Here is a 23445-nt window from a genome sequence, read left to right on the forward strand (position 1 = left end):
GAATCGTCATCGCCGGAGCGTTGCAGTACCGGGTCGCGAAATGGGAACGTGGATCATCTTTGGGGCATCTATAGCTATCCGGAAGCGTTGGGTCGCTATCGGGATGGATCATGGCCAGAGGAGCGTGAGCGTTTTCTTGCGCATTGTTCCGAACGGGGTTTTGCGCGCGCGGCACTTCGACAGATTGCCGCTGAACTCCTCGTTGTCGCGCCCAATACTTCGATATCAGTGAATTCACGTTCGTCGCACAGGACGTAGAGGCTGCCGCTGATCGCTGGGTACGCCTTCAGTGTCGACGCCAGCGGATTCGCCATTGTCGCTGGTCTCGTCAGCGATTCGTTTCAACGGCCAGATCATGGCCGCGTTTTCTCGATTGCCTGGAGCAGCCACAACAGGAGACCCGACCCTTGGCACATCTGATCGAAGAATTTTCGGACTTCATGCACGATTGAGCGTGGACTGTCTTCAAAGACCATCGCGGATCGATGCTGGTAGGCGCGTCGCCGTCTCGACCACTTACAAACCGCAAAGCACCCTTTGGCGCGCCTAGCGGTGCGAACGACTAGGCGCAACTGTCGTCCCTGATTTGCCGATTGTCGATTCCGCTGTCAATCGCGACCTTAGTGTTCTATAACATAGATGCAGCAAGGTTCTTATTGGTCAATGACTTGACAACGTCCTTTCGCCAGCACACTTGTTGCGCACCCCCTCTGCCCCGCCCGGTCCCAGCCTCGCCCACGTAGTCATCGAATAGGTCAGGCTTTGCGCGCAAACGGTGCCACAAGCCAACTTCGCATTTGCTCGGCTAAACGTCGTTGGAGACGACGCTGTTTGGCATCTGATGGAGCGAAAAAAGAATCGGCAAGTAGCGAGAAAAGGTCTATTGCAACTTTCGCACGCTACACCGGATGCCAATTTCCTTGTTATTCGAGGATCGTGCTTTTTGCAACCCATTGACGAAAAAGAGGTGACGAGATGAAAGTGCAACTTATAGGTGTAGTCAGTGCGGTGTACCTGCTCGGTGCGACCGGCGCCGCCCAGTCGCAGCAAATGCAACCGCCGGGCGCAACCGAGCCGTCGTCTGCGCAGCCCATGACAACTGCTCAGCCGGCCACGGCTTTGGACCACACCACTGACCCGGGCTATGGACCCCAGCCCGGTGGAAGCAGCGGCAGCGGCAAAGCCAGAAACGGTGCGCCGTGCACAGTGGGCCTTTCGTGCGATATCTTTCAGGGCAGCTAGCTCCTCCTATGTCGCCAACGCAGGCCTGACCCGCACGCGGAAATTTCAATGACCACGCGTTGATTGGGCCGCGAGTCAGAAAACCAAACCTATCGAACTTCATGGAGTACATAGATATGAAATCGCCAAAAGTCGTGGTAGCAATCGCCGCGGTTATTGCATTCGGATATGTCCAGGCGCAGGATATGGCGCCCGCAACACAGCCCACAAATCCCAGCGTGTCTTCGGCAAATTCTGTGGGTGGTGTGCCCGCCACGAGGAGTGACGCTGGCGCTCCAATGGGAAAGACCCGGGCCCAGGTTAAGCAGGAGCTTGAGCAGGCACGCCAATCGGGCGAACTCGACCGCATAAACGCGGAGTATGGGGGTCAATAAGCACGGCGATTGCTCGCACAGGTCCGGGCTGATGTGTTCCATGGTAGTCGTCAATTTGCTATGCGGCTCAGGAAAAGGCCAGGCATGTTGCCCCTGAGAACGCAAACGATGGACAGGGGTTGTGTCGCGATAAGAATATTGTGACGACGCGGTTCCTGGAAGATCAGGATCACTTATATAATCGGCGAATAGGATTGCTCGACACAGTCCGCTAATACCCGCGTCTTTCATCTGCCATTTTCCTGACCATTTTCATTACTTCGACAGCTGACAGGGTAGCCTATCGCATGACTGCGCGCTCGGCTCGGTGGTTGGTCGACGCCAGCCTGCCGACACCGGCCCGTTCACAGTGATCCGAAACGGCGTTCTTCAGCTCCGGGATGCGTGCGTGCGGTATCGGCCGTTCGTTCCAGATATTTCGAATAATCACAGAACCATGCGTGCTCGCCACGGTACACTCCACGGCGGCAGGATTTGGCGATTGGCGCGCTTTGAAAAGCACGCACGACGTCGGTGATAACGCCGAGTGGCAGCGATTTCTGAATCGGCTACAGTGGCCAATCAGAGATTGATAGGGCTGCATCTGCATGCACACCATTCCTCAAAAGAGTGAGAGCGACCTCGAACTCGATCTTCACCATCTGCAAGTATTCGATGTCCTGCTGACCGAACACAGCCTCACCAAAGCCGCGCGCGTGCTCAACCTTTCGCAGCCCGCGTTGAGCAAGACGCTCGCGCGGCTGCGACTGTATTTTGGCGACCCGCTGTTCGTGCGTGTGGGATTGCGCATGGAGCCGACGCCCAAAGCGCTCGAGCTGTCGGAACCCGTGAGGTCGATACTCAAGAACTTTCGCGCTCTTCGCTCCGAGTACGCATCATTCGATCCGAAGATGTCGACACGCAAATTCAGTTTCTTTCTGGTCGATGCGGGGGCAATCAAGATCTTCCCGGCACTTCTGAACTATCTCGCGGCGGAAGCACCCGGCATCTGCGTGCAGTCGATTCCCTGCGATGCGCAACATCTAGATCTGTGGCTCGAATCGGGTCTCGTCGACCTCGCGATCGGCTCCTTCCCTTCGCTGACGATGGGTATCCGGCGCGTCCCGCTGTGGACTGAGTCCTATGTGAGCGTAACGCGCAGGGACCACCCGCGCATCGGCAGTCATCCGAGCAAAGCGGATTTCATCGCGGAGAAGCATGCACTCGTGTCCGCACTGGGCACCGGTCACGAACACCTGGCCGTAGAGCGGCTCATCGAGTCCGAGGTACCGAGCCGGAACATCGTGTGTCGGGTTCCGGTCTTTACGTCGGCGGCGCTGATAGCGAAACACTCGGATGTTATCGCGACCGTGCCGCGAAGCCTCGCCGTTGCAATGTGCCGCGATCTCGATCTGCAACTGGTTGAGCCGCCGATCGAGCTGCCCAGGCTCGAAATCGCCCAGTACTGGCACGATCGATGTCACCTCGAGCCCGGCAACCAGTGGCTTCGCAATACCTTTCGCAAGCTCTTTTCGACGCGGTGCTGAACTCATTCCGCCACGGCGGGATCGAATGGAAACCCGAACGCGAATCCGGATGGAAGTTCGCATCGGAATCCGCGGGCGTCGCAAGATCTTTGCTACGGCTGCGTCACACACGATATGTGCACCGCCTGGCTCAGTTCACTGAGTTCAGCACAAAATCGTAGTCTAGTGTGTAGCCACCGTCCGGCTGTTTGACCCACTCCGCCACCAGCGTTTCTCTCACGCCGAATACGGCATCGGAATCCAGATAGCGATCCCCTTCGCGGAACACATGCGTGACGAGGGTCTGATAGTTCTTTGCGTTGATCATGAAATGAAGGTGCGCAGGACGCCACGGGTGTCGCGCAGTCGCGCGCAGCAGTTCCCCGACCGGGCCATCGTCCGGAATCGGGTAGGCGACGGCGAGCACGGTACGAAATTCGAAGCTGCCGTCCTCCTGTGAGCTGAGCACGCCTCTCGCCTGATGGATGTCGAGATTCGGGTACTGAACGTCGTAATTACCCGCGGCGTCGGCCTGCCACACTTCGATCCGCGCACCCGCCAACGGTACGCCGTCGAGGTTCTTCACCGTGCCACGCACGATGCAAGGTTCGCCCGATGCCCCATTGGCGATGTCCGCGCCATTTGCGTACTCGGGCGCGCCGTCCACGTGGAATGGGCCGAACACCGTCGATTCCGTGCAACCTCGCGGCTTCCTGTTGTTCATCGCGACGGTCAGCATCGACAATCCCAGCACGTCGCTCAACAGGATGAATTCCTGACGTTTGTCGTCGCACTTGTGCCCGGTCCGGGTCAGAAATTCGATCCCAGCGCGCAATTCGGCTTCGGTCAGTTCGACGTCGCGAGCGAAATCGTGCAAATGAGTAATGAGGCTCGTGAGGACGAACTTCAAACGGGGATCCGGCGTAGCGGCCAGCAGATCGAGCACTGCGTCCGTGACAGTGTGTTCGTCGAGATTGCGCATGTTTGGCTCCGGAGGAAGTTGCGTGGATAACGCTAATCGAGCGATGCGAAAGCCTATGTCACACCGCTTGCTGAACTCGCCGTGTCACATACTCGGCCGCACGCCTTCGTAGGCGTCCTGTAGCAATTGCCTGATCGCCGACTTTTCTAGCGCCCTGGGATTCGGATACTGATTCTGCAGCGCGATCGCGCTCGCCTTGTCGAGGTCCGACTCTTTCATGCCGATGTCTTTCAGCGCCAGCCGTGCGCCGTTCTTTTCCGCGAGGTCGAACACGGCTTGCGGTGCGCTGACGCCATAAAGCGCGCTCGCGATCCGCCCCATCGCACGTGTGGCGGCCTTCGCGTTGTAGGCCAGTGCGTGCGGCAAGATGATCGCGTGCGTCTGCGCGTGCGGCAGGTCGAAGCTTCCGCCGAGCGTATGGCAAAGCTTATGGTGCAGCGACATTGTCACCGCCCCCAACACCGATCCGCACAGCCATGCGCCATACAGCGCATCCGCGCGTGCGCGCCGTACGTTCGCATCGTCGGCATCGAGAGTCAGTAGCGGCAGTGCCCGTCCGATCGCGGCGATGCCCTCGCCCGCGACCAGATCCGTGATCGGATTTGCGTCCACCGCGTAAAGGCCTTCAGCCGCATGAGCAATCGCATTGATCGCGCTGCTCACGCTCAGCGATACCGGCAACGAATACGTGAGCTCGGGATCGTAAATCACTGTCCTCGGTATCACGCGACTGTCGCGGCCGGTCTTTTTTAAACCCGCTTCGGTGATGCCGTAGATCGGTGTCATTTCAGAGCCGGCGTAAGTCGTCGGAATAGCGAGGATCGGGAAGTCCGACTCCAATGCAATGGCCTTTCCGAGTCCTGTCGTTGATCCTCCACCGATGGCGATCGCACAGTCAGCGTCGAGACGGCGCGCCACCTCGCGTGCCTCGCGGGCAACTTCGATAGGCACATGCATGGCCGCTTTCGCAAACACGCCAGCTACGCGCGCGCCGAGAAGTGCCGCAACGCGCTCGGCGTCCTCGCGCTGATCGGGAGTCGCGAGTATCAATGCGCGATGGGCGCGCAGCCGCTCGACTTCCGCTTCCAGCCGGCTCAAAGCTCCGGCACCAAATACGACGCGCTGAGCATGGCTCGTATAAACGAACTCGTTCATGATAGTAGTCACCTCAATTACTTTGGATCGGCTGTCGTGCCGACCGCAACGCGGCTCGCAGTCACGCTGGTTCGATCGAGGAACCTAACGGTCATTGCGTCACCGATGACGATCTTCGTGGTTCTCGCGGCCAGCACGCGAACCGCGCGGCCACCGCGGCCGGGTTGTTGCTCGCGTACCTGCAGGATCGCGCTGGTCCATGGCGACGCGCCCTGCTTTTTCACCGTGCCGGCGTAGTTTCCGGCGGGGGGTGAACACATGTCACCGGGCACGGTCAAGTCGATTGCATGGCAAGGCGCCGCGAGCAGGCCGTGCACGGTGCCGGGCAACTCGTGCGGACGGGCCAGCATCGCATTGGCCGCGACGATATCGCCTCGCTGGATCAAACGTCTGGTCTCGCTCGACGAGCAATGCGCGCCACCCGCGATGCGCGAATCGAGTTGCAACGGCACCGGAACGACCTCGAAGCCGAGTCGGCCGCCGAGCGCACTCAGATACTCGATATCGCCCCGTCGCCCGCTGCCGCACGCAAAGTTCTCGCCGACGACGAGTGAGCGGATGCCCAGTCTGCCCGCCAGCGTTTGCTCGACGAAATCGTCCGCGGACTCTTCGCTGCGAGCCCGATCGAACCGCAGCACCACGCAATAGTCGACGCGGCCTGTGGATGCGAGCAGCGACATCCGACCTTCGAGCGTGGACAGGAACGCGGGACAGGCGGCGGGACGCAGGGTGGCGAGCGGATGAGGATCGAACGTGACCACCACCGTAGGAAGCGACGAGACCGCACCTCGTTCCCGCAACTTCTGCAGCACATGTCGGTGTCCGTGATGGACCCCATCGAACATGCCGATCGACACCACCGACCCCGATAGTCTGAATTCGCGTGGATCGGAGATGACTAGCATTCAAGACTCCCGTTGTTGAGAAGAACGGTACCGTGCTCATGCACGGTACTCGCATCGCCCGCCGCTCGAGTCACACGTTGATCCGAGCCGTTGACTATTCAGATGGCCATGGTGCCGCTCAATGCCAGCGACTCCTGATGCCGCGCCGAATCGAGCGCCTTCGCGTAGTCCGCGGTCGCCTTGTAGTCGCTGTCGTCGTCGATTTCGGACTCGATTCCGCAGACGCGCCGGGCGAGCTTCGCGTACGGGCCCGAGCCGGAGAACTCGGCGCGCTGCATCGTCAGCGTGCGAATCGCTTGCAGCGGCGTGCCATTGAAGTTTTCGAACACGAACAGACGGCTGCCCCAGTCCGTCAGGAACAGGTCGCGGATCACTCGGCCTATCTTCAGGCGGTCGTGCGGCTTGCCGACCGGGCCGCTGTTCAGGCGCTCGAACCACGGCTTGAGCGTCGCATCGTTCCACTGCTTCTCGCTCGCGAAGATCAGCGCACTGCGCCCGCACAGGTCGACGAGCTCGTAGATCATCGCCGAGAAGTGCTCAAGATACAGTGCGCGTCCAAAGTCGTAGATGAGAATATTCGGCTTGTAGTGCCCCCCCGGCGTATGAAACCCGAGTTCTTCCGCCGCGATCACGTGCGCGAGCATCGCCTGATGGAACCCGATCAGCTTCGCGACCCGCGTCATCACCGCGGGAATCTTGCTGGTTCCGATATGCTCGGTGATCAGCACAGCAAGGCCCGCCATCAACTCCGCGCGCACCATCTGACGTACCAGTGCATGGTAGTGGAGCCAGTCAAAAACCCGTTGCGGATAGAGCTTCGCATGCTCGGGATTGCCGATGTGAAACACGTGTGACCACGGAATGAATACGTTTTCGAAAAGCGTCATGCCGTCCAGTTCATCCCCCTGCGATGCGAGCGGATGTTCTATCGAGTCCTCCTTCGCGAGGCCTTCCCGGCAGACGATCGTCACTCCCTTCGTATTGACCGGCGTAGCCGCGAAAATAACCTGCTCACCGGGTATGCCAGGCCGGAAGAACACGCCGATATGAATCCAGTCGGCGAATGCGACACCCGTGCCGATCGCCTTGATGCCGTTGACGACGATGCCTTTTTCGTTCTTCTCGACGATCTGAAGGCCCGGCGAGCGTGCCTGTGCGTCAGGATTCGAGCGGTCCATTTGCGGATCGACGAATTGCGGCGCGCAATTGAAATCGTGGTCTTTCGCGAAGTTGACGAAATCGACGATGTTCTTTGCCTTGATATGGCCGTCCGCGCCGATCGATTGCTTCTCCCACGGCACTGGATCGTCGAGGTAAGTCTGCAGCACGTAGTTGTTCACGTCCGGACTACGCGGAAACGACGCGCCGGCCATTTCCCGCATCACCGTTTCGTGATACTTCCGCTTGCGCCGTAGTTGATCCTTGTTGTGATGTCCGTACCATTGCATCGAACGGCGCCCGCCGTTCTCGTCGACGTAGGTCAGGACGTCCTGCAAATCCTCACGATGATGCAGGTCGTAAAAATCCGCGTGGCGCTGCGCATAATCGCGCGTTTTCGGATGCGTGGCGACGTTGTCGATCTTTTCGTTTCCCACCCAGACTTGACGCCCGTCATTCAGGGATTCGAGGTATTGGCGACCGGTTCGGATCATGACTATTCCTTTTGCGTAATGAAGTGAAGAGACCGCTGATTAACAGGTGGCGGGGTGAGTCGTTACATAGGCGCGCTGATAGTAAGCAAGCGGCCGGCCGTCGTCCGACTGAATCGTCGCGATCACGCGAGCGAACAACAGGCTATGCGTGCCGAACTCGATCGCATCGACGAGATGGCAATCGAGCGTCATCAGCGCCTGTTTGCAATACGGCGCACCGCTCGCGAGGGTTCCCCACTCGCTGCCGGCAAACCGTTCCTGCATGGAGGCGGCACCGACGCCGGCGAAGAGCTGCGAAAGTTCGCTCTGTTCGGCTCCGAGCCAGTTGAGCGTGAGTACGCCATTCGCCTTGATTACGCCATTGGCGAAGCTTTTGCGGTTTACACAGGCGAGCACGGTCGGCGGCGTGTCGCATACGGAGCAAACGGCCGAGCAGGTCATACCCGCCCTTCCGTTGGGCCCATCGGTGGCGAGAATCGTGACCGGCGTGATCGCGCTGGACAGCGCCTGCCTGAAGTCGGTCGCGCTCACGTCCGCCACCGTCGTCGCCGGCAGATTCGGCTGCAGCGTGGCGATGGCAGAGTCGGATGCCAGCTCTCGTCTTTTCTGCGTGTTAGGCATGACGCGGTCTCCAAATCCAACGTTGTGCGGGGGCTGCGTTCTCCAAACGCCACGGAAGCGCATCGCGCCCGCGAACCCGGGACGAGAAGGTAAGTGGCGAAGTACTTCGACACCTTCTCCAACTCGACCCGATTGACTTGACTACCCGATTACAACGTCGCCAGGTACATCTCGTCGGCCCCTTTCGTGGCGAGCCCCAGTTCGGCGGCGACCGCTGCCACCCCCTGTTTCGCAAGCGCGAGATCGACCCGGCCATCGGAGGTGAAATGCGGCCGGATGTAGCGTTCGTAGTGTTGTTCCGCTTCGCTGCGCGTGAGTCGCCCCAACATCGACGCGATATGTTCGACCGCGAGGCTCGGCTGTTCGGCGATCGTTTTCAGCGATCGTTTGTACGCGCGTACCAGCGCTTGCAGCGCCTGGTCGTCGAGTGCGATGCGCGAAGGGTCAACCGCGAGCCCCACGGTGGGGATCTGGAAGTGATCGCCGACCCAGGCCAACACCGAAAAGCCTTCTTCGCGTGCCACCTGTTCTGCCGACAACGTGCTGCCCACGTAAGCCGCGTCGATCGTTCCGTCGCGCAGACGCCGCAAATCCATCTGGTAGTCGCCGGGGATTCGCTCGACGCACTCGACGTCGCGATCGGGATCCAGCCCGTGCTTGCGCAACACGATCCGAGCGAACACCCCCGGCGCGGTGCGCGCCCCGTGCACGGCCAGACGGCGGCCACGCAGCTGTTCCATCGACCGCACGCCATTAGCGCCGACGAACCAGAACAGCGGTTGGTGCGTATTGACGCTCAGCGCCGTCCATTTGATGCCGTCGGTCATCCGCGACAATAAAGCGCGGCCCAGACCGATGGTTGCGCCGGCGCGCACGCGCTCGGTTTTCCAGACGGCGCCGTCACGCAACGCGACGTGAACGCCTTCATCTTCGAAATATCCCTCCTGATCAGCGACATGCGCGACCAGTTCTTCGTGAATACCCGCACCAACATAAGTCAGGTCGATCGAGAGCTTCGTCATGTGAATCTCCTGTCAGGACAATCAGATGCAATTGAAAGTGTGTTTCGCGAGGCCGTGGATCCGATTCGGCGACCTGCCGTGCTTACTCCATTCCAAAGCCGCCGCTGACGGGAAGGTAGTGCCCGGTGGTGAAGCCCGACGCTTCGCTTGCGAGGTAGACGACCGTATCGGCCACTTCCGTCGGATGCGCGAGCCGGCCCATCGGTATCGATGCCGCGATCGCCTTCAGGCGCTCCGCGGAAATCAGGCCTGCCGAGGTCGCACCTTCGACGGTGGTCGGCGCGACGAGATTGGCGGTAATGCCGTGCGGCGCCAATTCAAGCGCGACATAGCGCACAAACTGGTCGAGAGCCGCCTTCGCGGTGCCGAGCGTGATCATCCCGTTGCGCGGCCGACGTGACAGCAGCGCACTCAGATAGATGAGCCGGCCATGCCTCCGGGTCATCATGCCCGGAACCACGGCCTTGGTTGCCAGAAAGGCGGCGTGCAGTTCCGTATCCAGCTTTCCGCCAAGCTGCTCCCAGCTCAGGTCGGCGAACGAGGTCACGTCATACGGCGTCAGCGCGTTGTGCACGAGGACGTCGACTCCGCCCCAGCGCTCGTTCACGTGCTCCACCATCGCGGCGACGTCGTCAGGCCGGGTGACGTCGGCTTTAATCGCGATGGCTTCACCGCCGGCCGCAGCGATCGTGGCGACCACGTCATCGGCCTGAGCCGCGCTGTTGCGATGATTGACGACGACCTTGTAGCCTTGCCTGCCCAAGGCGGCCGCAATGGCTGCGCCGATACCTCGGCTTGCTCCAGTGATTAGCGCGACGGACATGGTGTCACCTCCGTGTTGGGATTGATTGGATATTCACAACTGGAGCACGCGCGCGGCTCCGCGTTGGTGTAATTCGTTGTACTCATGTGCGAAGCGACTCCTTATCAGGTCAGTGATGGATGCATCGGCAAACAACGCGCAAATCATGGACACTTATTGCATTCGTCGCATCGTGAACGCGTCGTGTGTCTTTCTGTTATCTACAGTACCGCGTCGATATGTTCAGTACTACGCATGTCGGGTCATGGACACTATTCCGTCGTGGAATGAAGCTCGTCTCTCCTCATGCGATGCGGATCGACGACGAGGCTTCGATCGCACATCTACTATTGAAACGGCATATACATCTGCAGCCAGACGCGGTTTCCTTCTGGCCGGTTGCGGACCATCATTTCGCGCTGGTACTTGAGTGCGACGGAAAACTTGCGATTGCCGTATGCGATCGACGGGCCCACGCCCAACGCCTGTCCGCGGTTGCCATTGCCGTTGACCGGAACGCCGTGTTGTAAATCGTCCGTCGTCTGCTTGTAGAAATACCCGCTCACGCCGACCTGCCACATCGGCGTGAAGCGATAACCGGCGTTGTAGTCGACGATGAATTCATTGCCGGAGTGATAATCGGTAGCGTGATTGACCGAGTTCACGCTGTAAAGCGCTCGCGCGCTGAATTCGATATTCGGCGTCGGCAACCATGTGACCGCGTAATTCGGCTGCATCGAATAGTAGTTGCGGCCGGGATTGACGATCCGGCCCGGGTCGTAGCTGCCTGTCGGGACAAAAAATTCGAGGCCAATCACCTGATGCAGGTTGCCGATATGCCAGCCGAGGAAAAGCGGTCCGAGCGTCAGATCGGACAGCCCCGTCGCATGCCCGCTCTTGTATACCCGACCTTTTGGCGTGTGCGCGTCGAAGTGCACGTCGAGATTGACGAACGGGATGTTGGTCCTCGACTCGAGCGTCGCACCGAACAGCGTCACGTCCCGCCACACGTGCGACAAGCGGAATGCCAATGCCTGCGCATGAAGCGAAAAATCCGATACGCTGCTCGATGGGTCGCCGTTGTTTCCTGCCAGCGTGGTCGCTTCGTAGTCTTGCAGGTAGACATACAAGTGATTGCCTGGGGCGGGCTGAATGCCCGGCAGCAGTGTGTTCACGCCGACCGGATAGTTGTTCCCCCCGCCCTCGGTTGCATGGACGGTTGCTACCCGGCAGCATGATGCAACCGCGGCGCCCGCGATGAGCGGGACGCTGACACACCGACGCAAGCCGCGATACTCGAAAAAGGGCATGGCTTTCCCTTCGCGCTCGTCAGGCAACGCACGGCGCTTTAGATGTATTGCTCTGAGTTGGACTGCGAATGAAGTGCTTGTGAGAGGCCGTGCGCCTCACGCACCAGCCCGGCGATGCGAACCGGGCGTGTACGTGTGCTGTAAGCACAAGCGCCGCAAAGCGTCTGAAGCGCGCTTCGTCGGAACGCTATGAGTTTCGGTCCCGATCGGAATGGACCGGGTAATCGGGGGCGAACATCAGATTGGGGAAATCGGGCTTGTTTGCGGCGGAGGTTCGCGAACCGTTATACGTCATGGGCTCGATTGCACGCGAATGTCCTGCTCGCGAATCGTCATTTCGCAAATCTTCCGCGTGCGGATATCGTCGTGGAATGATGCACGCTGCGGACTCGCGCTCGAGTCCGCGCGGCGCCGCTTGCGGTGGTAATTGCGCGTAGGACATTTCACTTTTCCCGGTATCGGGCAGACCTACTGGTCACCCGCAATGGAGAACGCTCGGGATTTGGCCGTACACCGTGCCTTCCGAACCGTCGCTGTTGGACTACATTAGGCTAGCCAGAATGATCGCTCTATAGACGCGGCGTCATAGACACTATTCCGCCGCGTAATGGAGCGGACCGGCGTAGGACGTAATCAATCTGCCACCGGTCTTGCCAGTAACCGCAGGCAAGAACGCACGCAAGATGACACTATCCAGACAGCCTTGAACTTCAGCGCGATGTGAAACGAGTTAAGGATGCTTCCCCTAGCGAGTTGGCTGCCATCCACAGCCTGGCCGAATTCGCGAGCGTCATCGCTGATCTGCGTTTGCTGGAATGGCTCCGCCGTTGCAGGCAATCCGAGGGACGACAGGTAGCGGTCGTGTTCGCTTGCCCATTGCGCATGCACGCGAGTTCAGCCGATGGCTTCTACGATCAGCCCGCCGTGGTCGGCGGCGTTTTGGAGGTGTTCGCCGCCGTGGTCGCCGACAAGGCGGCCCATGCGCGCTCGGCGTTTTCGCATAGCGAGGTTGCCGCCAACGCTGCGGTCGAAATTGTCGCCATTGCTAAGATTCCGCGCGCCTGAGCGGCCCGCACCACACGCAATTGATGCCCTTCCCGCTTCGCGCCCCGCAAGTCGCGACTCGAAGCGCCTCGTGAGCCGGCCCAAAGCCGGCTCACTTCACTTAGAACATATCCGACGCCGCCTGACGCACCGCGTGCTTGCCGCCAGCTTCCTGCTCATTGCGAGACGGGATGAAAGGCCCGGTGATCATCTCCGCATAGCTTTGTCCCGGCCCGACCATCGGAAACACATCGGCGTTCTGGTCGATCATCACTTCGAGAAAAGCCGGTCCGGGGAATCCGACGAAAGCTCGGAGCTTGCCTTCCAATTCGGCGATCGACTCGACGCGCTGCGCAAACTCGAACCCGTCGGCCTTGGCCGCCATCACGAAGTCCTTCCGATGAAGTGACTTGTCGCTCACGCATAAGCGTCCGTCATAAAAGAGACGCTGCCACTGCCGGATCATCCCGTCACCGACGTTGTTGAGCAACAGCACCTTGATTGGAACGCCATACGTGGTCGCGGTCTCGAGGTCGCCGATATTCATCCGCATGCTGCCATCGCCGTCGATGTCGATCACGAGGGCATCCGGGCGCCCTATCTGCGCGCCGATCGCCGCGGGCAGCCCGAAGCCCATCGTCCCCATGCTGCCCGAACTCAGAAAGCTTCGCGGCTCGACGAAGTCGAAGAACTGCGCAGCCCACATCTGGTGCTGCCCCACGCCGGTAGTCACGATGGCCCGGCCGCCGGTGATCTCGCTGAGCTTTTCGACGACGAACTGCGGCTGGATCAGCGGGCTGTTGCGCTCGTAGTTCATGCCGTAATGCCGCTTCAGTTCGCCAATATGGTCGAGCCACGCCGCCGGAGCCTCGAACTGTGCATCGTGGTCCATCAACGATAGCAACGCGTTCTTCGCATCGCCGACATGGGCCCAATGCGCGCGTTTCACCTTGTTGATTTCGGCCTCGTCGATATCGATGTGCGCGACGTAGCGCGCTCGCGGCGCAAAGGCGTGGGGGCGGCCGCCGGCGACGCGGTCGTCGAACCGTGCGCCCACCGCGATTAGAAAATCGCAATCCTCTACTGCATAGTTCGCACAGGCTGCCCCGTGCATGCCGAGCATGCCAAGGCCCAGTTCGTGTTTTACCGATATCGTGCCGAGCCCCATCAACGAATGCACCACGGGAATCCGGTAACGCTCGGCGAACTGCCGCAGCTCCCGGGTCGCCCCAGCTGTGATGATGCCGCCGCCGACATACAGCAGCGGACGCCGGCTTTGCGCGAGCAAATCGAAAAACTCCGCGCGCTTGCCGTGGTCGAGATGCGCGCCTTTGGCCACCTTGCGAAGACGATCGGAGTAGCCGCGAAACGCGAGCGTGCCCTGCCCCTGCCACCTACCGGTCCAGTTCTGGATATCTTTCGGCACATCGACGACGACGGGGCCGGGCCGTCCGGTGCGCGCGACTTCGAATGCAGTGCGCAGTGTCTGTTCGAGTTTGTCCGGATCGGTGACGAGAAACACCTGCTTCGCGCACGCCGACATGATGTTGAACACCGGCGCCTCCTGGAATGCATCGCTGCCGATCGCGCCGCGCGGCACCTGTCCGCAGATCAGCACGACCGGCACCGAATCGCCGTTGCAGTCGGCGATCGGCGTCACCGCGTTGGTCGCGCCGGGGCCGGACGTGACCATGAAAACGCCGACCTTGCCGCTCGCGCGCGCATAGCCCGCGGCCATGAAGCCCGCAGCCTGTTCGTTGGCCGGTACGACGAGGTTGATCTGCCGTGCCGGATCGTGTGCATGCAGTTCGTTGAAACGGAACACAGCGTCGTAGGTCGGCAGGATTGCACCGCCGCTATAGCCGAACACGGTATCGACGCCCTGTTCGCTGAGCACGCGCAAGATGATGTCGGCACCCGACATCGATTCACCGGCAGACGGTGCTTCATGAATTTCCTGTACGGCAGTTTTCGGGTTTTTGCTCATACCTGACTCGCGTCAAACTGGTCCTCTGGATTCTGACGACAATCGCCGCGGCTTGCCTGGACAAAAGGTTCATCCACGGGCCAGCATGGATCGCATCCGGGCCATCCAACGGCGCGGCGATCCGATCCGGCGAAGCGGCTTCGGATGACGACGTCGACTTCGACTTTCGCGTCGGGATCGACCGACTTCATCGCATGCACGATCGTCGGAGCATCATCTTTACGGACGACAGTTTTCATCGCGACCTTCATGATTCACCTCTGCAGTCAACGACCTTCGAACCAGGCGGTAACACGCGATCAATCGGGGGTTGTCTGGACATCGACTACCGTTCCCCGATTCGCGCCGATCCAGTGAATCGCGGCGGCGAGCACGCCGAGCGCGATGCCGAATACGACGATGCCGGTCCAGCCATAGCGCGCCATCAGCCAGCCGCTAAGCGTCGCGCCGACCGCACCGCCGAAAAACGTGGCCGTCATATAAAGGCTATTGATGCGCCCCTGAGCTTTCGGATCGACGGCAAAAGCGCGCGTCTGATTCGATACAAGGCCGGACTGCACGCCGATATCGAGCACGATCACGCCGACGATCAACAGCGTCAGCGAGCTCGCCGCGCCCGACAGCAACAGATACGCGAGCGTGACGATGCCGATACTGGCGCCGATCACCTTGCGGAACCCGACGCGATCGGTCGCATTGCCGCCGAGTGAAGCGGCGAACGCGCCGGCCGCGCCAATTACGCCGAAACCGCCCGCCCACGCGCTGCCGAGATGCCACGGTCCGCTCGCGAGAAGCGCCGCGAGATTGACCCAGAACGCGTTGAAACACGCCCACAGCAAAGCCTGGATCAGCATCGATTCGCGAATTGGACGATTGTCGCGCGCAAGCGGCCACAGCGAGGCGAGCAGACGTCCATAGGAGAGGTTTGTCGACGGCACGCCGCGCGGCAGCAGCGCCGCGGCCGCGATCCAGACCGGCACCATGAAGGCCGCTTCGGCGCCGTACACCGCGCGCCATCCATACGCCGCGCCGATCACGCCGGCGACCGTACGTCCGGCCAGGATGCCGATCATGATCCCGCTCACGACGGTGCCGACGTTCCGCCCGCGCTCGCTCGGCCGCGACATGACGGCGGCGAACGGCACCAGTTGCTGCGGAACGCAGCTGACGATGCCGAGACCAAACGACGCCCCGACGAGCGACCAGATGCCGGGCGCGACGGCCGCGGCGACGCCGAACACGCACGCGAGCGCGATCTGGATCAGCACGAGCTTGCGGCGGTCGAACCGATCGCCGAGCGGCAGCAGCAATGCGAGCCCGCTCGAAAAACCGAGCAGTGCCGCCGCAGCGACCAGGTCGACCGTCGTCACGTCGACGCGCAGGCCCGCCGCGATCAGCGGCAGGATCGGCTGCGTGCAGTAAATGTTGGTGATCACCGCGCCGGCGATGATCGCCATCATGAGGATCTTTCCGCGCGACACGAATGCGGGCGCGGCGGACCGATCGGTGAGGTGGGTTGAGTCGGGCACTGCAAAGCTCCTTATTGTTTACTCGCTCCGGCTTTTGCGGCGACATGCCGCCCTCCGGCTTCCGGTTATGAACGTTACGCGCTTGCGCTGATCAAGAGAATCCGTCAGGATCGAGATTCATCCTTCCATCGAACGAGAGGATCATGAACCGTCTCGAAGCGATGTCCATCCTCGTCGCGGTCGTCGATGCGGGCAGTCTGTCGGCTGCCGCCCGCCGGCTCGACATGCCGCTCGCCACGGTCAGCCGCAAGGTTGGAGAACTCGAATCGCATCTGAAAACACGTTTGCTTCACCGCACCACGCGCCAGCTATCGTTGACCGAGGCCGGCGCTTCCTACGTCGCCGCGTGCCGGCGGATTCTCGAAGAGATCGGCGAAGCCGAGCGCGCCGCGACGGGCGAATACGCGGCACCGAGGGGCCAACTGGTGGTCACCGCGCCGATCGTTTTCGGCCGTCTGCACGTCGTGCCGGTAGTCGCGGATTTTCTGGCGCACTACCCCGAAATCGACATCGATCTCGTGCTGACGGACCGCATCGTGCATCTGCTCGACGAGCACGCCGACGTCGCGATCCGGATCGGCGAACTCCCCGACAGCACGCTGGTCGCGAGGCGCGTCGGCGCGGTGCGCCGGGTCATCTGCGGCAGTCCCGCGTACCTCGATGCGCAGGGTGTGCCGGCCAGACCAGCGGATCTCGGCGCGCATCGCTGCATCATGTTCGAGGTGCTCGAGTCGACGCGCGCGTGGACCTTCGGCTCCGGCCAGTCGGTGCTGACCGTGCCGGTGCAGTCTCGCCTCACCGTGAACACGGCGGACGCCGCGATCGCGGCGGCGATTCTCGGCGTCGGACTGATACGTGTGCTCTCCTACCAGGTGGCGGACGCGATCCATGCGAACGAGCTTCGTGTCGTGCTCGATGCGTTCGAGTCGGCGCCGTTGCCGATCCATCTCGTGCATGCGGGGCAAACGCCGTTGCCTTTGAAGCTGCGCGCCTTTCTCGACTTCGCGACACCACGGCTGCACGCGCGCATCTCAGGACAACCGATCAGAGTGACCGAGGTCTGAGCGCGGCCGCGTCGCGGCGGTCTACACTCCGGACGCGATTTCCACGACATCGCCGGCGCGTTGGTTACCCGCCGTAGGTCGATTCCCATCCCCCTCCCAGCGCTTTGCAGAGCGTGATCAGATTGGTCGCGGCGGTGGCTTTGCTCGTCTGCAGATTGCTCTGCGCTTCGAGCAGTTGCCGCTGCACGTTCAGCACGTCGAGATAGTCGAGCGCGCCCGCCTTGTAGCGTGCCCGCGCGACCACGAGCGCGCGCTCGTTCATGCTGACGGCCGCGGCCAACCGATCGCGGCGGCGTTGTTCGGCATCGTAGGTGACGAGCGCATCGTCGACTTCTTGCCACGCCCGCAGCACCGTCTGCCTGTAGACGATCGCGGCTTCCTGTTGCTGCGCTTCACGCAATTGCAGCGTGCCCTTCAGACGACCGCCCTCGAAGATCGGCAACGTGATCGACGGTCCCACGACGAACTGCCCGGACGCCCAGCTGCCGAGATTCGACAATTGCAGGCTCTGCAGGCCCGCGCTACCGTTCAGCGTAATGCGCGGATAGAAATCGGCCTTCGCGACGCCGACCGTCGCGGTCGCCGCATGCAGGTCCGCCTCCGCCTTGCGGATATCGGGCCGGCGCTGCACGAGCTCCGACGGAAAGCCGATCGGCACCTGTGCGGGCAACACCGGCACCTCGCGAGGCGCGGCAAGCGTCTGCCGCAGCGCCCCGGGATCCTGCCCGAGCAGCAGCCCGATCGCGTTGATCGTGGTCTCGGAGCGGGACTCCAGCGTCGGAATCAGGCTTTCGATGTTTTCCACGTGCGCGGCGGCGTTCGATACGTCGAGATCGGTGGTGACGCCTTCATGCGCACGAACCCGCGTGAGCTTGAGCGCATCATTGGCGATGTCGAGATTCTGTTTCGCGATCTGGAGCAGGTCCTGCGTGTCGCGCAGCTCGATATAGTCGCGCGCCAGCTCCGCGCGCGCGCTCAACAGCACGGCGTTGCGGTCCTCATACGAGGCCTCTGACATCGCGGTCGCCGCTTCGACGCTGCGGCGCACGTGCCCCCACAGATCGATCTCCCACGACGCATCGAACCCAGCCTGATACAGGTTATAGGCGGGCGAGCCATTGGAGCCCGGCATGGCCGCCACCCCGAGCGGCGCGCTGCCGGAAGCCGATTGCGGCTGGCTCTGCGTCGGGGTAACGCCGAGCAGCGACAGGATGCCGTTTTCGCTGCCGCGTTCGCGGTTGTACGAAGCGGCGCCGTCGAGGGTCGGGTACTCGGCCGCGCCGACCACGCGGCGCTCGGCCCGGCTTTGCAGCAAACGCGCGGAGGCCGCTGCGACGTCCAGATTGGCGTCGGCTAGCTGCTTTTCCAGATCGTTCAATACCGGATCGTTGAACAGCGTCCACCAGTCTGGACCGAACTGGGCTTGCACGGCGCGGCTCGGCGACTGCGCGGCTTGCGTGCGCTCGAACACCCGCGGCGTAGCCGTCTGTGGACGTTCGAAGTTCGGACCCACCGTACATGCCGTCAGCGCAATACAGGTCAGAAGCGCGGCGACGACACCGCGCAAGGAGTATTCGCTCGTGTTCATTCTCTTTCCGCTCCCTCGGCCGTGGCTTCGTCACCGTGACCTACCTTGACTTCCGCCTCGACCGAAAGCCCCACGCTCAATGCCGACGCCTTCGCTTGGCCGCGATCGATCGTGATCTTGACGGGTACGCGCTGCACGACCTTCGTGAAGTTGCCGGTGGCGTTGTCGGGCGCGATTGGCGCGAAGCTGACGCCGGTCGCGGGAGCGAGACTATCGATCCGGCCGCGGATCACGACGCCGGGCAGGCTATCCACCGTCACGCGCACGGTTTCACCCGGCCGCATGTTGGTGATCTGGCTTTCCTGGAAGTTGGCGACCACGTATGCATCCGATAGCGGCACGATCGCCAGCACCGGCGCGCCAGGCGTCACGAACGCGCCGACCCGCGCCGATCGGCGGCCGACCTTGCCGTCGACGGGCGCGCGGATCTCCGTATACGAGAGGTTCAGCTTCGCCTGCTCGAGCGCAGCCTCGGCATGTTGCAGTGCGCCTGCGGCCTTGTCGCGCTGCGTGCGCAGCACGTCCAGATTCTGCTCGGTGGCCAGCAACGCCGCCTGATCGTGCGACTGCTGCGCAAGCTGCTGCGCGAGTGTGCTCGAAGCGCGTTGCTGTTCCTGTGCCGTCCCAGCGCCGGCGTCGGAAAGGTTCTGGTACCGCGACGCGTTAGCCCGAGCAAAACCGATCGATGCGTCGTCGGCACGCAGCGTCGCGCGCGCCTGCTCGACCAGCGACGGCTGCCGCGCAATCTCCGCGTCGAAGTTCGCCACCGACGCCTTCGCCGCGACCACTTCCGCATCGGCGCTCATCAACGCCGCGCGAAAGTCGCGGTCATCAATGCGCACGAGCAGTTGGCCCGCTTTCACGTCCTCGTTGTCGTTGACCAGTACGTCGGTGATCTGGCCCGGGACGCGCGGCGCGACGAGCGTGAAGTCCGCGGTGACGTAGGCGTCGTTGGTGGACTCGGTACTCGGGCTCGCAAAGAGCCGCGTGGCAGCCCATGCAGCAAGGCCGACGACGCCGATGACCGCGGCAACACGAAAGATCTTCAGTGGGGATGGCATAGTCGATGACATGGAAATCGTTCCTCAATGCGAAGAAGGCGGCGTCGTGCTCCACGGCGGATAGATGCGCACAGGCAACACGGGAACCAGCAGAAGAAGCGCAACGGCAACACACGCCATCACGCGATACAGATCGGCGGAAGTCAGAACCACCGCCTGTTCGTGAATCCGGTGCGCGAGCTGACCGAGACCGTAGTTCGCGTCGACGCCCTGGTTCGCGATCAGTAACCGGTTGCCCAGTTGATCGACCAGCATGCTCGAATGAAAGTGCTCGCGCGCAGTCCCCACAGCTTCGATGAGTCCGCTCGCCAGCGCCGCGGAAAACGTCTTGACGGTATTGAACATCGCCGAAGCGAACGGACCCTCGGTGGGCGGCAGCCCCGTCGTCACGCCCATCAGGATCGACATGATCACCAACGGCTGCGCGACGATCTGCAACGATTGCAGCAGGTAGAAGTTGTCGCGAATCCATTCCGACGTCATAAAGCTTCCCAACGCGCAGGTCGCGAACATCAGCGCGAGACCCGTGGCGATCACCCAGCGGTGATCGGCGCGGCGCGTGTTGAGCAAAGCAGCCGTCAGCGGCAATGTGATCAACAGCGGGATGGCCAGAGACAGCGACAGCGGCGCGGTCTGCAGCGGGCGGTAGCCATGCACTTTCGCGAGATACTGGCCCGGAATCGCCGCCATGCCCACCAGCAGGATCACGGTGCCGAGCAAGGTCGAAAGTCCATGTGTGAAGTTCCTGCGCGCAAGCAGCTGAAGCTTGAAAAACGGCACCGGCTGAAACCATTCGTTGACGAGAAATGCGACCAGCAACAGCGACCCCGCGCCGAACATCACGCGAATGAACCCGGAGTCGAACCAGTCGAGACGATCGCCTTGCAATAGACCGGTCACGAGCATCGCGACCGCGGGAAATCCGGTCACGAAGCCGACCCAGTCGAACGAGCGAAACCGCTCGAGCTTCATCGGATCCGCGGGAAGCCCCTGCTGAATGGCTACGCAGCACAGCACGCCTAGCGGAACGATCTGCCAGAACGCCATCCGCCAGCTGACGAACTCGGTCCACAATGCGGCGAGCGGCGTGCCGAGGGCCGGGCCGAAAGTAGCCGTCAGCGCATAGCCCGCGAGGCCATACAGCTTCAGATTGGGCGGCAGATAGCGCAGCGCCACGATGATCAGCATCGGCGGCAGGCTTCCCCCCGCGATTCCCTGCAGGATGCGCAACAGGTACAGAGCCGGCAGATTCGGAGCCAACGGGCACAGCAGCCCTAAGCACATCGTCGCCAGCACCGCGCCAATCGTGAAGCGCTTGAGCGTGAACGTGATGCCGAACCACGGCGCAAACACCATCGTTGCGACGTTCGCCGCTTCGAATAGTGCGGTTAGCCAGGTTGCGTCATCATGTCCGATCAGGAAGGCGCCCTGGATATCCGCCATCGCGGCCGCGGTAACCTGCTCGTTGAGGATCGCCAGCAGCGACGCGAACAGCATGCCGACGAGCCCGAGCGCGATGCGCGCCGTGAAGCTCACCTGCGCAGGGGGCGTCTGGGGCGGCGCCGCCATCACGCGCAAGGGAGCGGGCTCCGGCGATCGCGGAATACTCGGCGCTTCCATTTCAGTCGTCATAGGTTTCACCCGCTCCCGTTTGGTTAGCTGTACTGCCCGATAGGGATAGTCAGCTGTCGGCTCACCGCGCTTCGCTGCTGTTCACCGATTGCTTAATTGTCAGAGATCGGGACGATTTCCGAAAGCTTCGGCATGTCGGGTTTTGGGCCATCTAGTACGGAAAACTGGCCAGGCCACGCTGTCGCGAACGGCTGCGTGCCGCGCGCGGCACGGGCGCAAAAGCGTGCGTCGCGACGAAACCGGGTGGTTCGTCGCGGGCCATTCCATTCAGTTGCTGGCTTGAGTCAGGCGAAACGCCGATGCGCGACCAGTGGTTACCGGCTGGCCGGAATTGACCCGTATGTGTTCGGGCCAAAGCGGGAGATATGGCTCAGTGCGGCCGTGGAGGCAGCAAAGCGAGATGGAGGCAGCAAGCGGCCGCCTAATCGAAGCGCGTCAATTCCGCCGCAATACGGAGCTCGCGATACGCGCTCACCAGTGCATCGAGGCTGAAGGACCGGTTCAGGCCGCTTGGGTTAGGCAGCACCCATACGCGCGCACCGCCGAAATTGCGCGCTTGCAGGCCCCATTCGATCTCACGCTGGCCGGACATTTCGGCGAGCGCCACCTTGCCGAGAAACGCGATGAATCGCGGCGCGTAGTGGCGGATCTTCTGTTCGAACTGCGCCGCAGCGGCTTGAATCTCCGCCTTCGACAACTGATCCGCACGAGCCGTCGGGCGGGCGACCGCAGCAGTCAGACCATATCCACCCTTCAGCAATTGACGGTCGTTCTCGGGGCGAAACTCCTCCTGCGTGAAACCTGCACGATGAAGAACCCTCCAGAACCGGTTACCTCTGCCTGCAAAGTGATGTCCAGTCGACGCCGCGAGCAATCCGGGATTGATGCCGCAAAAGAGGATCGACAATCCGGGCCCGATGACGTCGGGCAGGGATTGCGCGGCATCGTCATTCGCTATCGGCGACACGTCTGAAAGCTCCGCGATGGACTCACTGTTGCGCACTCGCCTCCCCTCTGAATCGCATCCGATATTGCTTCGGGGTGACGTTGAGTCGCCGCGAGAAAGTCGTGCGCATATGCGTGGCGTTGTGAAAGCCGCATTTGAACGCGACCGTCTTTAGCGGAGCATCGGTATTCTCGAGCAGCTTTCTTGCCGTATCGACGCGCACCTGCTCGACGAACACCGAGGGCGTCAACTTCGCGTGCTTCGCGAACACCCGCGACAAGGTGCGGCGGCTCACAGAGGCCGCGCTCGCGAGGTCGTCGATCGACAGCGCCTCGGCAATATGCTCGCTCACAAATCGATAGACCTTGTGAAGGATCGGATCTTCGTCCTTGCCCGCACCGATGTAGGGGCTGTACTGCGACTGACCGCCTTCGCGCTGGATATACACGACCAGACGCTTCGCGACCCGCACCGCGAGCTCGTGCCCCCAGTCCTCGGCAACGAGCGCGAGACACAGATCGATGCCAGCGGTCACGCCGGCCGATGTGAATAGCCGTCCGTCGCGAACGAAGATTCTGTCCGGCTGCACATTGGCTTGCGGAAATTCACTGGACAGCCGATGCGCGTCCGACCAGTGCGTCGTGACCTCCTTGCCGTCGAGCAACCCGGCATGCGCGAGCACGAACGCGCCATTGCACACGGAGCCGAAGCGGCTCGCGCTGCGCGCCTGATTCTGCAACCACGCCAGGAATTCATTCGATGGCTGGGCATCGGGTAACTGCGGTCCTCCTGCCACCAGCAGCAGGTCCCATTGAACGTCACGGTCGGCATAGCCGAACGAAACCGCCAGCTGCATGCCATTCGAGCAGGTCACGGTGCCCGCCTCGCGCCCGACCAGTGTGACCTCGTAGCGCTGATGCTCGGGCAGGAACGTATTCGCCTCGGCGAACACATCGAGTGGGCCTGCTACATCCAGCGCCTGCACACCATCGAATACAACAATGGCGACTTTCATGCCGTGACC

The 23445-nt window shown here is 61.9% G+C and carries 20 protein-coding genes; 4 read left to right on the top strand and 16 right to left on the bottom strand.

The window, feature by feature from the left end; all coding sequences use genetic code 11:
* Positions 1-1358: 1358 nt before the first annotated feature.
* Entirely contained in the window at positions 1359-1616 is a 258-nt protein-coding gene (locus QFZ91_RS32265) for a DUF4148 domain-containing protein (RefSeq protein WP_368614051.1), read from the top strand.
* A gap of 587 nt (positions 1617-2203) precedes the next feature.
* Positions 2204-3142, top strand: coding sequence for a LysR family transcriptional regulator (locus QFZ91_RS32270; protein WP_176383594.1), 939 nt, complete (start codon positions 2204-2206; stop codon positions 3140-3142).
* A gap of 130 nt (positions 3143-3272) precedes the next feature.
* Here the strand turns inward: QFZ91_RS32270 and QFZ91_RS32275 are convergent, their stop codons facing one another.
* The 8 genes from QFZ91_RS32275 to QFZ91_RS32310 all read right to left on the bottom strand — a co-directional run bounded on the left by QFZ91_RS32275 (position 3273) and on the right by QFZ91_RS32310 (position 11570).
* Positions 3273-4103 (bottom strand): intradiol ring-cleavage dioxygenase, encoded by an 831-nt coding sequence (locus QFZ91_RS32275; RefSeq protein WP_429569682.1) that lies wholly within the window; start codon positions 4101-4103, stop codon positions 3273-3275.
* Positions 4104-4187: 84 nt separating this feature from the next.
* A complete protein-coding gene (locus QFZ91_RS32280; RefSeq protein ID WP_368718441.1) occupies positions 4188-5258 on the bottom strand; it encodes a maleylacetate reductase in 1071 nt (356 codons plus the stop codon).
* A gap of 17 nt (positions 5259-5275) precedes the next feature.
* Entirely contained in the window at positions 5276-6163 is an 888-nt protein-coding gene (locus QFZ91_RS32285; RefSeq protein ID WP_368718442.1) for an FMN adenylyltransferase, read from the bottom strand.
* A 98-nt stretch (positions 6164-6261) separates the two neighbouring features.
* Entirely contained in the window at positions 6262-7815 is a 1554-nt protein-coding gene (locus tag QFZ91_RS32290; protein ID WP_176383603.1) for a 4-hydroxyphenylacetate 3-hydroxylase N-terminal domain-containing protein, read from the bottom strand.
* A gap of 39 nt (positions 7816-7854) precedes the next feature.
* A complete protein-coding gene (locus tag QFZ91_RS32295; protein WP_429569683.1) occupies positions 7855-8436 on the bottom strand; it encodes a flavin reductase in 582 nt (193 codons plus the stop codon).
* 149 nt (positions 8437-8585) lie between these two features.
* A complete protein-coding gene (locus tag QFZ91_RS32300; protein WP_429569684.1) occupies positions 8586-9458 on the bottom strand; it encodes an ABC transporter substrate-binding protein in 873 nt (290 codons plus the stop codon).
* Between the two features lie 82 nt (positions 9459-9540).
* Positions 9541-10281, bottom strand: a complete 741-nt coding sequence (locus QFZ91_RS32305; RefSeq protein WP_429569685.1) for an SDR family oxidoreductase — start codon at positions 10279-10281, stop codon at positions 9541-9543.
* A gap of 326 nt (positions 10282-10607) precedes the next feature.
* Positions 10608-11570, bottom strand: a complete 963-nt coding sequence (locus QFZ91_RS32310) for a SphA family protein (RefSeq protein WP_176383609.1) — start codon at positions 11568-11570, stop codon at positions 10608-10610.
* Between the two features lie 753 nt (positions 11571-12323).
* Here QFZ91_RS32310 and QFZ91_RS32315 point away from each other — a divergent pair.
* Positions 12324-12635 carry a hypothetical protein gene (locus QFZ91_RS32315; protein ID WP_429569686.1) on the top strand — a complete coding sequence of 104 codons (312 nt, stop codon included), beginning with the start codon at positions 12324-12326 and terminating at the stop codon, positions 12633-12635.
* Between the two features lie 100 nt (positions 12636-12735).
* On the opposite strand, the gene ilvB is transcribed toward QFZ91_RS32315, so the two are convergent.
* Genes ilvB through QFZ91_RS32330 form a run of 3 tightly spaced genes read right to left on the bottom strand, consistent with a single transcriptional unit; the run spans position 12736 to position 16130 of the window.
* Positions 12736-14601, bottom strand: coding sequence for a biosynthetic-type acetolactate synthase large subunit (ilvB, locus tag QFZ91_RS32320; protein ID WP_429569687.1), 1866 nt, complete (start codon positions 14599-14601; stop codon positions 12736-12738).
* A complete protein-coding gene (locus QFZ91_RS32325; RefSeq protein ID WP_368614060.1) occupies positions 14598-14852 on the bottom strand; it encodes a hypothetical protein in 255 nt (84 codons plus the stop codon). Before QFZ91_RS32325 ends, ilvB begins: the two co-directional genes overlap by 4 nt.
* A 48-nt stretch (positions 14853-14900) precedes the next feature.
* Positions 14901-16130, bottom strand: a complete 1230-nt coding sequence (locus tag QFZ91_RS32330) for an MFS transporter (protein WP_429569688.1) — start codon at positions 16128-16130, stop codon at positions 14901-14903.
* 143 nt (positions 16131-16273) lie between these two features.
* On the opposite strand from QFZ91_RS32330, the gene QFZ91_RS32335 reads away from it, so the two are divergent.
* Entirely contained in the window at positions 16274-17194 is a 921-nt protein-coding gene (locus QFZ91_RS32335) for a LysR family transcriptional regulator (protein WP_368718448.1), read from the top strand.
* A gap of 64 nt (positions 17195-17258) precedes the next feature.
* Here the strand turns inward: QFZ91_RS32335 and QFZ91_RS32340 are convergent, their stop codons facing one another.
* The 5 genes from QFZ91_RS32340 to QFZ91_RS32360 form a co-directional block, all read right to left on the bottom strand.
* Positions 17259-18782 carry an efflux transporter outer membrane subunit gene (locus tag QFZ91_RS32340; RefSeq protein ID WP_368718449.1) on the bottom strand — a complete coding sequence of 508 codons (1524 nt, stop codon included), beginning with the start codon at positions 18780-18782 and terminating at the stop codon, positions 17259-17261.
* Positions 18779-19855: an HlyD family secretion protein gene (locus tag QFZ91_RS32345; RefSeq protein WP_429569689.1), complete on the bottom strand. Its 1077-nt coding sequence runs from the start codon at positions 19853-19855 to the stop codon at positions 18779-18781. The genes QFZ91_RS32340 and QFZ91_RS32345 overlap by 4 nt, the downstream gene beginning before the upstream one ends.
* Before the next feature lie 12 nt (positions 19856-19867).
* Positions 19868-21475: an MFS transporter gene (locus QFZ91_RS32350; RefSeq protein ID WP_429569690.1), complete on the bottom strand. Its 1608-nt coding sequence runs from the start codon at positions 21473-21475 to the stop codon at positions 19868-19870.
* Positions 21476-21896: 421 nt separating this feature from the next.
* Entirely contained in the window at positions 21897-22433 is a 537-nt protein-coding gene (gene mug, locus QFZ91_RS32355; protein ID WP_368599805.1) for a G/U mismatch-specific DNA glycosylase, read from the bottom strand.
* Positions 22434-22464: 31 nt separating this feature from the next.
* Positions 22465-23436, bottom strand: a complete 972-nt coding sequence (locus tag QFZ91_RS32360; protein WP_176383625.1) for a GlxA family transcriptional regulator — start codon at positions 23434-23436, stop codon at positions 22465-22467.
* Between the last annotated feature and the right edge of the window lie 9 nt (positions 23437-23445).

The sequence above is a fragment of the Paraburkholderia sp. JPY419 genome (genome assembly GCF_050435705.1).
Taxonomy (GTDB): Bacteria; Pseudomonadota; Gammaproteobacteria; order Burkholderiales; family Burkholderiaceae; genus Paraburkholderia; species Paraburkholderia youngii.